This is a genomic window from Aequorivita soesokkakensis, assembly GCF_001641085.1.
Classification (GTDB): Bacteria; Bacteroidota; Bacteroidia; order Flavobacteriales; family Flavobacteriaceae; genus Aequorivita; species Aequorivita soesokkakensis.
Genome location: NZ_LXIE01000049.1, coordinates 33,448 through 46,873 on the forward strand (window position 1 = coordinate 33,448; position 13,426 = coordinate 46,873).

The following is a 13,426-nucleotide window of genomic DNA, read 5'->3' on the forward strand; positions in this document are numbered from 1 at the left end:
AGCTATTACAGGCTTTTCGAAAGGCTTTTGTATATTTGTTAAGACCGCCAAATTTAAATTTGGCTTTTTGAGAAATTTATGATAAAAAGAAAATTTAAAAATTCGGCTCGTGTTTAATCCGAAAAGTTAGTGTCTTTTTACACGCTACTTTTCATATACGAGACCGTTAGAAATCTTTTTTCTTAGCAATCCGCCAAATAAAGAAAGTAGGCACCAAAACCCAAAGCGCCAATAAAGCCGAAGAAAGGATTAACCCAAAATTGGTTCCGAAGAATTTCTGGAAAACAGCACCCGTATAACCCAACAGTGCAGAAATATCAAGTTTTAAAAGTATCAATACGCGCGATAAATCTACCGGGTTGAGCATTGTGGCCACGAGTGAAAACTTATCGAGCGGATAATCTTCAAAATAGAGCAAAGACATTAAAAAGATGCCATCATAAATTACCGCCATAAACAACCAAAGCAGAATGGCATACCCAAAACCTTTTATTTTGTTTTCATTACGAAGCGCAATCACAAAAGCCAGCGCAGTAAAAATAAAAGTTAAAAAAGCTCCGGTTATTAGCAAAAGTGAAAAATCCCAAATGGCGCTACTGTTGAAAATTCCGTAGAAAACGAAAGGCATTCCGAGGCCAATTACCAAACTCATAGAAAGCGAGGTTGCTACCCCAAAATATTGCCCCAAAAAGATGGAACTGCGTTTTACGGGTTGTGCCAAGAGCAGTTCGGTAAATTCGCGGGAGTTGTAATAATACATCACCCCAAAAATGGTCCCGATAAGCGGCACCAAAATAATGATTACATTCATTAGCGTTATTACGGCTTTTGAAAGATCGTTGTTCAAAAACAACAACACAACGCCAAGCAGTAAATAGAACAGAAAATACACGTAGCTCCAACGGCTGCGCATTAAATCGTAAAAACTGTATTTTAATATTTTAAGCATAACTAGCGGATAAAATGGAGGCTATTGCGTGTTCAAAATCGGGCTGTTCGGTCTTTGATTTCAGTTCTGAAATACTTCCCTTGAAATAGATTTTTCCTTCCAAAAGAAACACAATTTCGTCCGAAACTTCTTCAACAAAACTCAAAATGTGCGAAGTGATCAAAATGGTTTTTCCCTTTGCTTTTTCAGCATTTATAAGGTTTTTTAACCGCAAATGCGAAATGGGATCGAGACCGTTCGTGGGTTCGTCCAAAATAATCAGCGGACTGTCAAACATAAAAGTCAGTACCAAATTCACTTTCTGTTTTGTTCCCCCGGAAAGGTTCGCCAGTTTTTTATTTAGAAAAGGTTGAAGTTTGAAAAGCTCAATTAATTCTCCGTCTTTTGTGGCTTTTGAATCGCGAAGATCTTTTATCATCGCAATAAGTTCGTTCACTTTCAAGTTTCCAGGGAAATTGGCAATTTGCGGCAGATAATCAATTTCGTTTCGGTATTTGAAATTGTTTTTCAAGGGTTTTTTGTCGATAAAAATTTGTCCGGAATCCTGCAAAACCATTCCCAAAATACATTTTATAAGTGTCGTTTTTCCGGAACCGTTCGGGCCCAAAACCGAGAAAATACCGCCTCGCTGAATGTGAAGATCAATGCCTTTTAATACTTCGTTTTTGCCGAATCTTTTATATAAATCCTTAACTTCTATCATGGTTTATGGTCTTCATTTTTGGGTTTTCGTCCACCAGATTATCTGGTGTAAAAACTGGAGAAACTTTTTCTGAAAAATCAATAATGTCTATAAAAAGACTTCGCAATAAAATAATGGTTTCCGGCGTGCGGTTCACTATGTACGAAAACAGTTTTACCGGACGGTACGGCACATCTCCAATGCCGTTTTTGTCCAAATCGTAACCAGTATAATTGCTCCAAAAATTATGGCTGAACTTATTGTCGTTCAGGTTGCTATTATATGAAATATCAAAGGAATTATAGAGAAAATTGTTGTTCTCGAAATTATTGGTATAGCAGGCTCCGCGCACTTTTATGGCCCAGCCGTTACTTATAAAATCATTGTTTTTATAATCTATGCGGTTGCTGCCCTCAATATTTATCCCAACCGTGTTTTCCTTAAAAACGTTGTTGGTTATTTTGGCGTCGTTTATCTCTTTCAAAAGTAGCCCGAACGCCGCTGTGCCCCAATTTTCCTTAAAAACGTTGTGGTTCATTTCCACAAATTTCGAAAACATCACCGCCACTCCTGCCCCATTGTTTTCAAAAGTGTTGTATTCATAAATGTTATTGTTGCTAAACATAAAATGCAATCCGTAGCGTAGGTTATTTTTACTGAGATTGTGGCTGATTTTAATGTTGTCTGAAAATTCAAGATAAATGCCATCGCGAACGTTTTGAACCTTGTTCCCACGAACCTCAACTCCCTTACAATACCAAAGTTGAATACCGTTACCGGAATTGTATTCGTTCACGGCATCACCCATAATTGTGTTGTTGAGCACCTTTCCGTTGTTTGATTTTTCGAGATAAATTCCGAAGAAAAGTTTTTCGAGCTGCAGATTTTGGATTAAAAATCCGTTTCGTTTTATAACACGAATCGCGGCGTAATCTGAAGTATAGCTGGTGCCAACGTTTATAATTTTGAAACCGTCAACAGTAACATTATCAGCTGTTATTTTAATAATTTCGCCTTTGTCCTCGCCATCGATGGTTGGCAAATTTTCGCCCAAGAGGATTATACTTTTGTCGATAATTATGTTTACTTCCTTATAGATTCCTTTTTTCACCAAAACCGTGTCGCCGTCCAGGGCTTGGGCAATTCCTTCCTGAATTGTTTTCGCGGAACATGAATTGCAAACCGTTATGGTTTTAGCAAAACCTTGGGCAGTGCAAAAAACCAAGAAAAGGGAAATAAATATTTGAAGAGATTTTTTCAAGTTTGAAGTGAAATTTTGAACTTAACGTATAATCAAGAATTTTGAATTTTCCACAGCTTCTACCCAGTGAGGGGTTTCCTTTGGAAATTTAAAATCCTGATGCTTTTTTAAATTGAATACTTCAGAATTAATATGAAATTGTATTTCGCCCTCCAAAACAATTAAATGTGCATCGCGTGGCGAAGTGTGTTCGGGAAAAAGAGCATTTTTTTCCAATGTAATAAGAAGGGTTTCAGCAGGCCCATTGTTCAATTTTGAAACTTGAAGCTTGTTGAAACCCTGATTATTAATGGTATCGTTTATTTGATACATAGTTTTATTGCTTTAAGTGATTTTGAATTTCTTCCCAAGAAAACAATTGTCCAGTGAATTTTTCCTGTGCTTTTTGGGCTGCTTTTTCGTTTTCAAAAGCGGAAAGATTTTCACCCATCGGGCTGGAAATTTGATCGCTTACAAGATAGGAAGCCATGGTTGCGTCCATCAATTCTCCCGGGTGGTTGAAATCTGCAGTTAAATGCAAAGCGATTTCGGTGTCTTTCAATTCGTCTTTTAGGGAATGGACCATGCATTCTATGGCGTCATATTTATAGGCTTTACCCTTTGTGGTTACCAGCTGTGAGGCGTGTTGTCTATCTACAATGGTCATATTGCAGTAGTGGCAAGCATCCGTGCCGTATTCTATTTGCTGCGGGCTTACGTTGCAAGAAACTAGCAGCGCAGTAATTAATCCTATAAAGATGAAATATTTCATTATGCGGTTACAGTTTTTAAAATTGGTTTTTTTGCTACTTTTTTGTATTCTTTTTTTCCAACGAAGAATGCTACTATAGTTAACATCATCCCAACAAACATCATATACGCGCCCATTGCGGGCCAGGAATCCACATCGAAATTAAGCATTTTTTGGTAGCCAATTAACGGTGGTTTGTATGTCATTGGGGTGCCGTCTGGATTGAGCAATTTCATAATAGCTTTTGGATTAAGGTCGCTTCCGTATTCAGCGAGCCAGGAATTGAAATCATACATTCCCATAATTCCCAGTATTGACATCACTAAAAACCAACCAATAAACCATTTATAGCTTACTTTTCCGAAGAATCCAAGCAACCCGATGATAACGCCAATGGCAACCATAACGCCAATTACCATCGGGAATACTTGAAATTCCCACATATCTTTTGGTTCGGGAATGGTTTTCATCCCAATATAATGGTTCAATCCGTCAATATTTTTAATGTCGAATTCCTGCACACCCTTTATTCCTTCTATATAAATATCCATTCCCAGCGGATCTGGGTACTGGGGAGCGCCCAGCATAATGTTCCACAGAGGGAATTTAAAAAGTCCCAACAGCAGCAAGGAGCCAATTATCATTATTATTCCTGCCTTTTTCATTTTGTTTGAATTTAAAATCTTAAACTTCAGTGTGGTCGGTTTTGTTTAAGTATTTGTGCGGATATTTAGATTGCTGATTTTTGAAAGCTTTTTTAAAAGACGGGGGAAATCAACAACCCCCGTCTTTTTTGACTGAAAACACCGTGATAAAAATCACTAATCAGGTATTTTCACAACTAAAAAAATCTTTTAATCTTCGCCTAAAGACCATTTAAGTTCAGTGCTTGAATTTGCTGGACTTACGCGAATATATCCTTGCATTTCTTGGTGCAATGCGGAACAGAAATCGGTACAATAGAATGGCCATACCCCAACTTGTTTTGGTTCCCAAACGAAGGTTTCAGTCTGTCCGGGCATTATCAACAATTCTGAAGTGTTTGCACCAATCATACTGATACCGTGCGGTACGTCATAATCCTGTTCGTGGTTTGTTACGTGGAAGAAAACCTTATCGCCCACTTTCACACCTTCAATATTATCTGGGTTGAAGTGGCTACGAATCATTGTCATATAAATATGCACTTCGTTTCCTTTGCGCTCTACCCTTGCACCACCATCTGAAATTGTGGCATAAGGGTGTTTGTTTTCTGCCAGTTTGAAAATCTGTCTTGAATTTTTGGCTACAATATCTGCAGGAATACCGGCAGCGTAGTGTGGCTCTCCAATGGTTGGGAAATCCAGCAAAAGTTCCATTTTATCGCCACTAATATCATACAACTGCGCAGATTGTGTAACCTCTGGACCCGTTGGTAAGTAACGGTCTTTGGTAATCTTGTTCATCGAAACAAAATACTTTCCGAAAGGCTTACGTGAATTTCCACCGGGAATCATCCCGTGACCCACTGAATAATATGCTGGTTGACGATCAACAACTTCCCAGGTTCCAACTTTCCATTTTACAACTTCGGAAGAAATAAAGAAGGTAGTATAAGCATTTCCTTTTCCATCAAACTCGGTGTGCAATGGACCTAAGCCTGGTTGTTTTACAGTTCCGGCAAGTACATCTTCGAATTTTAGGATTGGAATACCGTAAGCTTCGCCATCAAATTTTTTGTTTTCAATAGCCGCAAGCATTTTGGTGAAGGAGTGAACCGTTAAATCGGCTGAAAGTTTTCCGTTACCTACTATGTATTCACCCGTTGGGTCAACGTCACAACCGTGTGGGGATTTTGGAGTTGGAAGGAAATATACCGCGCCCGGAACATCCAATGGGTTTACGGTAAGCACTTCGTTCATCATTGTTGAAGTTGCCGTGTGGGTTTCATCGTCATACACATTATGTGCATATTTTGCAGGAACTTTTATTCCACCGCCATTGTTCACATATTCCTCAATTTTTTTCCAGTTTACGGCTGCGATGAAATCCTTATCGTTTTGTGAAGCGTTCACTTCCAACAAAGTATTTGCTTCTTCGGTGTTATAAGTGGTAAAGAAGAACCAACCGTGAGATTTGTCACGGCCAGGGTGAGAAAGGTCGTAATCAAAACCCGGCATCATCAATTGGAATTTTATAGCCATACGGCCACTTTCGGGATCTACACTAATGAAGGAAAGCGCACCTTTAAAGTTTCCTTTATAATCCTTAATAGGCATATCACGCTGCGGAATTGGCACAGAGAAACGAGTTCCAGCAACAACATATTCCGTGTTTTCAGTAATGAAAGAAGAACTGTGGTTACCGGCACTGTTTGGCACCTCAATAATTTCAGCAGTTTCAAAAGTGGTTAAATCGATACGTGCGATACGTGGTGTATTGTTTCCGTTTATGAAAACCCAACGTCCGTCCAATTCTCCATTTGTTTGCGAAATATCCGGGTGGTGGCTATCGTCCCAAGGCACAAAACCATAGGAAGTTTCCAGCATAGGTTTGGTTTCTTCATTGTAGCCCCAAGCTTTTTCAGCATCTTGTGAAAACACAGGAATTACCTTAAACAAACGTCCCGATGGCAATCCGTAAACAGAAAGCTGTCCACTAAATCCACCTGAAATGAAGGCGTAAAACTCATCGTGCTCTCCTGGAGCTACGTACACTTTTTCAGCGGCGTTGGTAGCCAAGCCACCTTTTCCCTTGTTTCCTTTTTTGTCTCCGCCGTTGTTACAGCTCACCAGACCGGCGACCATAATCAGGGAAACCAAAATATTGATTGTTCTTTTCATTGTTCTATTATTTATATAATTAATTGATTAGTTTGCTGGCAATATCACTTTATCCACCACGTGAACAATCCCGTTACCTGCAGGCACGCTTGCAATAATTTTAGCCCCGCCCACATACACATCTTCACCTTTCACTTCCACGGGAATACTTTCGCCACTTGCTTGTCCCAGTTTTTTGAATTTTTTCAGAAATTCCTTTGAATAGTTGCCCGGAGTAACATGGTTTTTCAAAATGTAAGCTAGTTGTTCTTTGTTCTCAGGTTTCAAAAGGTTTTCAACTGTTCCGGCTGGTAGTGCATCAAATGCAACATTTGTTGGAGCGAAAACCATCAATGGCCCAGCATTTACAAGTGAATTTTCCAATCCTGCTGCTTGAACAGCGGCCACAAGCGTTGTGTGATCTGGTGAACCTATTGCAATTTGAAGTACGTTAGGTACAGATTCATCATTTTCAATAAAAGCTTGGCCCTGCTTTCCGGTTTGGGCATCACTTTTTGCGGAAGTTTCCAAAACGGTTTCTTCCCCTTCGGTCTTTGTTTCGTTTTTACAAGCTGAAAACACGAGAATTGCAGCTGAAAAAAATAGCAGTTTGAGTGTTGTTTTCATTTTACTTCTGATTTTTTAAAACCTTGCAGGGCTATAAACCCTGCAAGGGGGTTTGGTTGTTTAAGTGTATATTAAAGTGTTCTAAAATATTCAAGTACTTGTCGCGCCTCTTCTTCGGTAAGATTTTGATTTGCCATTGGCGAACCGTTAAACTCTATCAAAAGTGCTTTGGCCAATGGATCTTTTTGAATCATATCCTCAGGATCTAAAATCATATTCATAATCCACTCTGGCGTACGTCTTTTCAAAATGTCTTTTGGCGCTGGCCCGATGAACTTTTTGTCCGGTTTGTGGCAAGCCATACATTTTGTTTTATAAACCTCCATCCCTTTCGCCGCCATAGCTTGATCAATTTCAGCCGGAAGTTCCAAGTTTTTAATTGGTCCAACTCCTTTGTTTGTTAAATCAATAGTTTCCGAAGGTTTGGTTTCAGTAACAGCTGGCTCCTCTTTTGGAGTTTCGGTGGCAGTTGGCTTTTGGCCAATTTGAATGCTATCTTTCTTTTTTTCTTCTTTTCCGCCACAGCTTATCAAGGTTAAGATTGCAACTGCAGCAAGTGATTTCATTATGTTTTTCATTGTTGTTAGATTTAATTTACATCACAAAATTAGCCATCAGAACAGACACAGAATATGATTTTTATCATACTAAAGGATAATTTTATCTTTTTTATTTTCAATAATGGATTTTATTAGTCTTTCGGTTATTTTGAAACAAAGTTTGAAAAAATCCCTTTATGGGTTTATGAGGAAAATCATTTTTAAAGGAATTAATAGACCTTATTTTTGATGGATCTATTTTTATACTTTTCAAAATGAAAAACATACTTCTACCAACAGATTTTTCAGAAAATTCGAAGAATGCGATTAGGTTTGCGATGAATTTTTTTGAGGGTGAAACCTGTACTTTCCATATACTCAATTCGCAAAAACCCTCAAGCTATATTACTGCAGATGTGCTCTATGGATCCCCCGGCACTACAATCCATGAAGCGATTTTGAACGATAATAAAATTGAACTTGAAAAAACGATTCGGTTTTGTGAATCGATTGCTGAAAAGGAAAAGTACACCTTCGTCCCAAAAATTGATTTTGACAATATCGTGGATGCCGTGAATCAAGCGGTAGCTTTAAACAATATCGAATTAATAGTTATGGGAACAAACGGCGCAACTGGTGCTGCCGAGGTTATTTTTGGGAGCAATACACTTAAAATAATTAGGAATGTTAATTGCCCCGTTATTGCTGTTCCGCAAGGATATACTTTCAGCAAAATAGAATCCGTATTGCTGTCGCTTAATTATCAATATATAGTTTCGGAAAAATCCCTAAATATTATTTCAGAAATAGTGAAAAAACACAAAGCATCCCTAAAAATTCTTGAAATTGAGGAAGAAAGCATTGAACTTGCCACAAAAAGGAACTACACTGAAGAAGTTTTTAAGGAAATAGGTTTTGAACGGTTTTCAATTAAGAATATTCCTGCAGCAATGGCAATAAATGTGTTTGAGCAATTAATTCCAATACAGCTTCACGCAATGGTTGTGGAGCGCAGAAGCTTTTTGGACCGCTTCATTTTTGGGTCGGAGACCTCAAAAATAAGCTACGGTTCTTCCGTCCCAATCTTAATACTTCACCAATAAATAATTAAACTATTTTATAATTAAAAGATTGTTCTTTTTAAGCGTGCCCACCAATGTTTTTACATAATCGCGAATGCTTGTAGCCGCTCCCGGCGGATCAACAATGTCTATCTTTCCGCGCCAAATTAAATCCTGCTCTTTTCCGGGACAAAGACAATATAATGAAGTTTCGGTATTATAAACTGGATAATCCTCAGTTTGTGAGTTGCCGTAAATAGGTTTATTCTCATTATAATAATCACTGAATGACTCAAAGGATTTTGTGAGGTTTCGGTAGGATTGCCCGATGGTAACCTTGCTCTCCTGCCCCGTTACTTTTGAAAATAGAACCGCATCAAATCCAGCGTTTAAAAGTTCCTTCTCAATATTGCCCAAATTCTCTTCAGATTGATTGTTTTCGTTGAAACTACTTTCAAAATAATCAACACTTTTTATAGCAACCACGTCTTCGGCTTCCAAAGCTTGTTGCAAACTGTACTCAAATTGGCGCTGCAGTCCTTCATCGGGTGTTAAACCAACTACCAAAACTTTATTAGCTTGAAAATTTGGTGCTTCTATATTTATGTATTCATCAACCAAACGGCTGCTTGAACAACCCAGAAGAAGTACTGAAAATACTGCTGTTGCCAATAATTTTTGCATAGAAGTTTATTTTAAAGTCTAATATTCAGAATCGCACACCCTTGTTAATCAAGTATTTGTAAATATACGCTTCTCTTTTTTCAAATTTTGATGAAATCTCAAAAGAAATAATAAACTTAAAGTATTTCCTCAAGCTTATATATGACATTCATCAATCGCTATTAAATTTTTAAAATTCTGCTGAAAATATTTTGTGTAAAGATATAATATGTATCTTTGTTAACCAAATGGTTAAACCATAAAGTTAAAAAATGGCAAAGACAAATAAAAATCAGGATACGGAAGGGCAAATATTGAATGCTGCTGAAAATGTATTCCAAAAGAAAGGAATGGATGGCGCGCGCATGCAGGAAATTGCTGACGAGGCTGGCATAAACAAAGCGATGTTGCATTATTATTATCGCAACAAACAATTGCTTTTTGAGGCAGTTTTTACGAAGGCATTTTCACTTTTGGCGCCTCAACTCAATAAAATTTTGAACGATGATTCTTCCATTGAAGACAAAGTGAAAAATTTCACTCACAATTACATCACTTTTATATCAAAGCATCCCTATCTGCCCAATTTCATAATTCAAGAATTGAATCGGAATCCAAAGTTTTTTGAGAAAATCCAACAAAACGCAGCGTTTCCCACACTGGATAAATTTAAAAACCAAGTGACATTGGAAGTTGAAAAGGGCATTCTGAAACCCATCGATGGAGAGCAACTTTTCGTAAATATTATTTCGCTGAATATTTTTCCTTTTGTGGCAACGCCTTTAATAAAAGGGTTTTTGAAGATTGACGACAAGGCTTTCAAAAAAATGATGGAAGACCGAAAGGTTTCTGTTTCTGAATTTATAATCAATTCTATAAAAAAGTAAAAAATGAAACGGCTTCTCATTATAATCTTCAGCCTCGCTCCCCTATTCCTTTCTGCACAGCAAGTTTTGACTTTGGAAGAATGTTATTCGCTTGCCGAAAAAAACTATCCTATTGCGAAGCAAACCGCTTTATTGGAAGCAAAAACAAATTCTGAAATCAAGGTTTTGGAAAAAGAAAGGCTGCCGAAACTGGATTTGAATGCGCAGGCCACTTATCAGTCAGATGTTATTGAGTTTCCTCTGCAAATTCCAAATTCAAATATTGAACCGCCCAACAAAGACCAATATCGCGCCACGCTGGATGCCAACCAATTGATTTATAACGGCGGAAATATTTCTGCAAATGCAAAATTGAAAACTGCCGAACTTGCAGCGCAACAACAACAAATTGCGGTAAATCTTTACACATTAAAGTCACGGATTAATCAAAATTATTTCAACGTTTTACTTTTTCAAGAACAGGAAAAGTTGCTGCTTTCAAAAATGGAACAGCTCGAAGCACGCTTAAAAGAAACAAGCGTCGGGGTAAAATATGGCGCAATCCTTCCCGCTTCCGAGCAGCTATTGAAAGCCGAACAACTGAAACTGGAACAGCAACTTTCGCAAGTAAATTTCGACAGGGAAAAAGCTTTGAAAAACCTCTCCTTGTTGATTTTTCAGAATTTGGACAATACTACAACTTTAACTAATCCAGAGATTTTGGTTCCGGTAGAAAATGAATCGCAGCGACCTGAACTGGAACTTTTCAATTTGCAGGAAATGCAGTTGGAAACTTCAAAAGAAGTGATTTCCAAAAGCAATTATCCAAAATTATTAGGCTTCGCACAGGCTGGTTATGGAAATCCTGGATTGAATATGCTGGACAATTCATTTCAGGATTTTTATATGGTTGGCTTGAAATTGAACTGGAACATTTTCGATTGGGGAAAAATAAAGGAGAAAAAACAGGCGGTTGATATTTCAAAAGAAATAGTTTCCACCGAAAAGAAAACCTTTTTGTTAAACAATGAAATTCAACAAAAAGAAGCCGAAAGTGACATAAATAAATATGAAGTAATGTTAAAAAAAGACGAAGAAATCATTGGATTGCGTGAGCAAGTTTTACAGGCCACGACTTCCCAATTGCAGAATGGTGCAATCACTTCTTCGGAATATATAACAGAACTGAACAATCTTTACGAAGCGAAAATTGATCAACAATTACACGAAGTTCAATTGGCGCTCGCAAAGGCAAATTACAGAATAATTAAAGGAAGTTTTAAATAAAGAGCATAATGTCAGGTCGAGCGCAGTCGAGACCTCAATAAAATAAATAAAAGTTGAAGTTGTCGACTTTAGTTTATCCTGAGCGATGCCGAAGGGCTCGAATAGACAATAATAAAATTCACATGAAAAAATCAAATATTATTATAACAGCAATCCTAATTGGATTTCTTTCTTCCTGTTCCAACGGTGAAAAAGCCGATGGTTACGGCAATTTTGAAGCCACTGAAATCACAATTTCTTCCGAAGCAAAGGGAAAGTTGGAATTTTTGAATCTGGAGGAAGGACAAATTTTGGAAAAAGGAACAGTCGTCGGACTCGTAGATACCCTTCAACTTTATTTGAACAAGCAGCAATTGCTTGCCTCAAAGGAAACGGCTGCTTCAAAATCGGGCGGCGTTTGGTCGCAAGTGAGTGTTTTGAACCAACAATTGCAAACCGCAAAAACGGAGCAACAACGCATTCAAAATATGTTCAATGAAAATGCTGCCACCCAGCGCCAATTGGATCAAGCCAACAGTCAAGTGGACGTTTTGAAAAAACAAATTCAAAATGTGGAAACCCAAAATTCACCTATCGTTAACGAGGTAAAATCCATCGGTGCAAAGGTTGCTCAAATTGAAGAACAGATTGAAAACAGTAAAATTACAAACCCAATAAATGGAACGGTTTTGACCAAATATGCCGAGCCGGGCGAGATTGTCTCCTTTGGAAAACCGCTATACAAAATTGCCGATTTGGAAGAAATGACGCTGCGTGTTTACGTAAGCGAAACTCAGCTTCCGAACATCAAAATTGGGCAGGAAGTAACCGTAAAAATCGATTCTGGAGAAGCAATGAAAGATTATACCGGAACCATAAGTTGGATTTCGGCTTCGGCAGAATTCACTCCAAAAATAATTCAAACCAAAGAAGAACGTGTGAACCTTGTTTATGCCGTAAAAATCATAGTTAAAAACGACGGAAGCCTGAAAATTGGTATGCCTGCGGAAATGTGGATTTCTCAGTAGTCAGTAGGAAAAAAAACAAAAAAAATATGGAAACAGTTGAATTTATATTATATGTTTCAGAGCAAGTGCGGAGTACTAAATTTTATGGAAAATTGCTTGATTTAACTCCTACTTTGAATGTGCCGGGCATGACAGAGTTCCACCTTTCAAAAACCGTAAAACTTGGGTTGATGCCCGAAAGTGGCATCTCGAATATTATTTGTCCAGCGATGCCCCATCCCAAAATTGCAAACGGCATCCCGCGTTGCGAGTTATATTTAAAAGTGACAAATCCCGCCGATTATTTGGAATGCGGCATTCAATCGGGCGGAAAGAACATTAGTGAATTACAAGCTCGCGATTGGGGCGACATTGTGGGATATATCGCCGATCCTGACGGCCATATCATAGCTTTTGCAAAAACAACAATAAACTCTAAACTATAAACCCCTAACATTTTACATTATGAAAAAAACAATCTTGACAACAGCAATCGTTTCCGCTTTATTAATAGGCTGTGACGAAACAAAGCACAAAACCGAAAACAACGACATCGTTGAAACCACTGAAGGAATTCATGAGCATGAAATGGAAGAAATGGCAGCCGAAACCCACACGATGAACAATGCTTGGGTAAACGAAATACAACTGGACAACGGCAACAAATGGCAAGCCAATCTGGAAACAACTGAAGGGGTGGACAAAATGCTCAATTTGGTAAAATCCAGCGCCCCCAAAACCGTGGAAGATTATCACGCGCTTGCTTCAAAACTGAACGACAATAAAAATGTAGTAGTTAAAAAATGTACTATGGAAGGTCCTTCGCACGACAACCTGCATGTTTTTTTACATCCACTTATTGAAAAAATAGAGGCTCTGGGAAAAATATCAACTACAGATGAAGGCGCTGAAATTTTAGCAAGCATCAAGGAAAACCTGGAAGGTTATTACAATTACTTTCAATAAATAAAATT

16 protein-coding genes are annotated in these 13,426 nt (G+C 38.0%); 6 read left to right on the forward strand and 10 right to left on the reverse strand.

Annotated features, from left to right (window positions below; translation table 11 throughout):
* Positions 1 to 166: 166 nt before the first annotated feature.
* From A7A78_RS13120 to A7A78_RS13160, 9 genes are all read right to left on the reverse strand, one after another.
* Positions 167 to 949 (reverse strand): ABC transporter permease, encoded by a 783-nt coding sequence (locus A7A78_RS13120; protein ID WP_068762923.1) that lies wholly within the window; start codon positions 947 to 949, stop codon positions 167 to 169.
* Positions 942 to 1,652 (reverse strand): ABC transporter ATP-binding protein, encoded by a 711-nt coding sequence (locus A7A78_RS13125; protein ID WP_068762924.1) that lies wholly within the window; start codon positions 1,650 to 1,652, stop codon positions 942 to 944. The genes A7A78_RS13120 and A7A78_RS13125 overlap by 8 nt, the downstream gene beginning before the upstream one ends.
* Positions 1,639 to 2,892, reverse strand: a complete 1,254-nt coding sequence (locus A7A78_RS13130) for a nitrous oxide reductase family maturation protein NosD (protein WP_068762925.1) — start codon at positions 2,890 to 2,892, stop codon at positions 1,639 to 1,641. Before A7A78_RS13130 ends, A7A78_RS13125 begins: the two co-directional genes overlap by 14 nt.
* Before the next feature lie 21 nt (positions 2,893 to 2,913).
* The gene (locus A7A78_RS13135; protein WP_068762926.1) at positions 2,914 to 3,204 is read right to left on the reverse strand and encodes a cupin domain-containing protein; all 291 of its coding nucleotides are present in this window, start codon (positions 3,202 to 3,204) and stop codon (positions 2,914 to 2,916) included.
* A gap of 4 nt (positions 3,205 to 3,208) precedes the next feature.
* Positions 3,209 to 3,643: a nitrous oxide reductase accessory protein NosL gene (locus A7A78_RS13140; protein WP_068762927.1), complete on the reverse strand. Its 435-nt coding sequence runs from the start codon at positions 3,641 to 3,643 to the stop codon at positions 3,209 to 3,211.
* Positions 3,643 to 4,287: a hypothetical protein gene (locus A7A78_RS13145; protein WP_068762928.1), complete on the reverse strand. Its 645-nt coding sequence runs from the start codon at positions 4,285 to 4,287 to the stop codon at positions 3,643 to 3,645. Before A7A78_RS13145 ends, A7A78_RS13140 begins: the two co-directional genes overlap by 1 nt.
* A gap of 189 nt (positions 4,288 to 4,476) precedes the next feature.
* Entirely contained in the window at positions 4,477 to 6,444 is a 1,968-nt protein-coding gene (gene nosZ, locus A7A78_RS13150; RefSeq protein ID WP_068762929.1) for a Sec-dependent nitrous-oxide reductase, read from the reverse strand.
* Between the two features lie 27 nt (positions 6,445 to 6,471).
* Positions 6,472 to 7,050: a fasciclin domain-containing protein gene (locus tag A7A78_RS13155; protein WP_068762930.1), complete on the reverse strand. Its 579-nt coding sequence runs from the start codon at positions 7,048 to 7,050 to the stop codon at positions 6,472 to 6,474.
* Between the two features lie 71 nt (positions 7,051 to 7,121).
* Positions 7,122 to 7,628 carry a cytochrome c gene (locus A7A78_RS13160; RefSeq protein WP_068762931.1) on the reverse strand — a complete coding sequence of 169 codons (507 nt, stop codon included), beginning with the start codon at positions 7,626 to 7,628 and terminating at the stop codon, positions 7,122 to 7,124.
* 236 nt (positions 7,629 to 7,864) lie between these two features.
* Between A7A78_RS13160 and A7A78_RS13165 the strand changes: the two genes are divergently transcribed.
* Positions 7,865 to 8,692: a universal stress protein gene (locus A7A78_RS13165; RefSeq protein WP_068762932.1), complete on the forward strand. Its 828-nt coding sequence runs from the start codon at positions 7,865 to 7,867 to the stop codon at positions 8,690 to 8,692.
* A gap of 9 nt (positions 8,693 to 8,701) precedes the next feature.
* On the opposite strand, the gene A7A78_RS13170 is transcribed toward A7A78_RS13165, so the two are convergent.
* Positions 8,702 to 9,334, reverse strand: a complete 633-nt coding sequence (locus A7A78_RS13170) for a hypothetical protein (protein WP_068762933.1) — start codon at positions 9,332 to 9,334, stop codon at positions 8,702 to 8,704.
* Between the two features lie 251 nt (positions 9,335 to 9,585).
* On the opposite strand from A7A78_RS13170, the gene A7A78_RS13175 reads away from it, so the two are divergent.
* The 5 genes from A7A78_RS13175 (at position 9,586) to A7A78_RS13195 (ending at position 13,418) form a co-directional block, all read left to right on the forward strand.
* Complete coding sequence (locus A7A78_RS13175) at positions 9,586 to 10,200, forward strand: TetR/AcrR family transcriptional regulator (RefSeq protein ID WP_068762934.1); 615 nt, start codon at positions 9,586 to 9,588, stop codon at positions 10,198 to 10,200.
* A 3-nt stretch (positions 10,201 to 10,203) separates the two neighbouring features.
* Complete coding sequence (locus A7A78_RS13180) at positions 10,204 to 11,466, forward strand: TolC family protein (protein WP_068762935.1); 1,263 nt, start codon at positions 10,204 to 10,206, stop codon at positions 11,464 to 11,466.
* 122 nt (positions 11,467 to 11,588) lie between these two features.
* Positions 11,589 to 12,473, forward strand: coding sequence for an HlyD family secretion protein (locus A7A78_RS13185; protein ID WP_068762936.1), 885 nt, complete (start codon positions 11,589 to 11,591; stop codon positions 12,471 to 12,473).
* 26 nt (positions 12,474 to 12,499) lie between these two features.
* Positions 12,500 to 12,898, forward strand: a complete 399-nt coding sequence (locus A7A78_RS13190; protein ID WP_068762937.1) for a VOC family protein — start codon at positions 12,500 to 12,502, stop codon at positions 12,896 to 12,898.
* Between the two features lie 19 nt (positions 12,899 to 12,917).
* Entirely contained in the window at positions 12,918 to 13,418 is a 501-nt protein-coding gene (locus A7A78_RS13195) for a hypothetical protein (protein WP_068762938.1), read from the forward strand.
* Positions 13,419 to 13,426: the final 8 nt, after the last annotated feature.

What these genes read in the sequence shown, in the direction of transcription:
- A7A78_RS13145 (WP_068762928.1), bottom strand. Translation starts at nt 4,287, where the DNA reads ATGAAAAAGGCAGGAATAATAATGATAATTGGCTCCTTGCTGCTGTTG.
- A7A78_RS13140 (WP_068762927.1), bottom strand. Translation starts at nt 3,643, where the DNA reads ATGAAATATTTCATCTTTATAGGATTAATTACTGCGCTGCTAGTTTCT.
- A7A78_RS13135 (WP_068762926.1), bottom strand. Translation starts at nt 3,204, where the DNA reads ATGTATCAAATAAACGATACCATTAATAATCAGGGTTTCAACAAGCTT.
- A7A78_RS13170 (WP_068762933.1), bottom strand. Translation starts at nt 9,334, where the DNA reads ATGCAAAAATTATTGGCAACAGCAGTATTTTCAGTACTTCTTCTGGGT.
- A7A78_RS13195 (WP_068762938.1), top strand. Translation starts at nt 12,918, where the DNA reads ATGAAAAAAACAATCTTGACAACAGCAATCGTTTCCGCTTTATTAATA.
- A7A78_RS13180 (WP_068762935.1), top strand. Translation starts at nt 10,204, where the DNA reads ATGAAACGGCTTCTCATTATAATCTTCAGCCTCGCTCCCCTATTCCTT.
- A7A78_RS13125 (WP_068762924.1), bottom strand. Translation starts at nt 1,652, where the DNA reads ATGATAGAAGTTAAGGATTTATATAAAAGATTCGGCAAAAACGAAGTA.
- A7A78_RS13165 (WP_068762932.1), top strand. Translation starts at nt 7,865, where the DNA reads ATGAAAAACATACTTCTACCAACAGATTTTTCAGAAAATTCGAAGAAT.
- A7A78_RS13120 (WP_068762923.1), bottom strand. Translation starts at nt 949, where the DNA reads ATGCTTAAAATATTAAAATACAGTTTTTACGATTTAATGCGCAGCCGT.
- A7A78_RS13190 (WP_068762937.1), top strand. Translation starts at nt 12,500, where the DNA reads ATGGAAACAGTTGAATTTATATTATATGTTTCAGAGCAAGTGCGGAGT.
- A7A78_RS13185 (WP_068762936.1), top strand. Translation starts at nt 11,589, where the DNA reads ATGAAAAAATCAAATATTATTATAACAGCAATCCTAATTGGATTTCTT.
- A7A78_RS13160 (WP_068762931.1), bottom strand. Translation starts at nt 7,628, where the DNA reads ATGAAAAACATAATGAAATCACTTGCTGCAGTTGCAATCTTAACCTTG.
- A7A78_RS13175 (WP_068762934.1), top strand. Translation starts at nt 9,586, where the DNA reads ATGGCAAAGACAAATAAAAATCAGGATACGGAAGGGCAAATATTGAAT.
- nosZ (WP_068762929.1), bottom strand. Translation starts at nt 6,444, where the DNA reads ATGAAAAGAACAATCAATATTTTGGTTTCCCTGATTATGGTCGCCGGT.
- A7A78_RS13155 (WP_068762930.1), bottom strand. Translation starts at nt 7,050, where the DNA reads ATGAAAACAACACTCAAACTGCTATTTTTTTCAGCTGCAATTCTCGTG.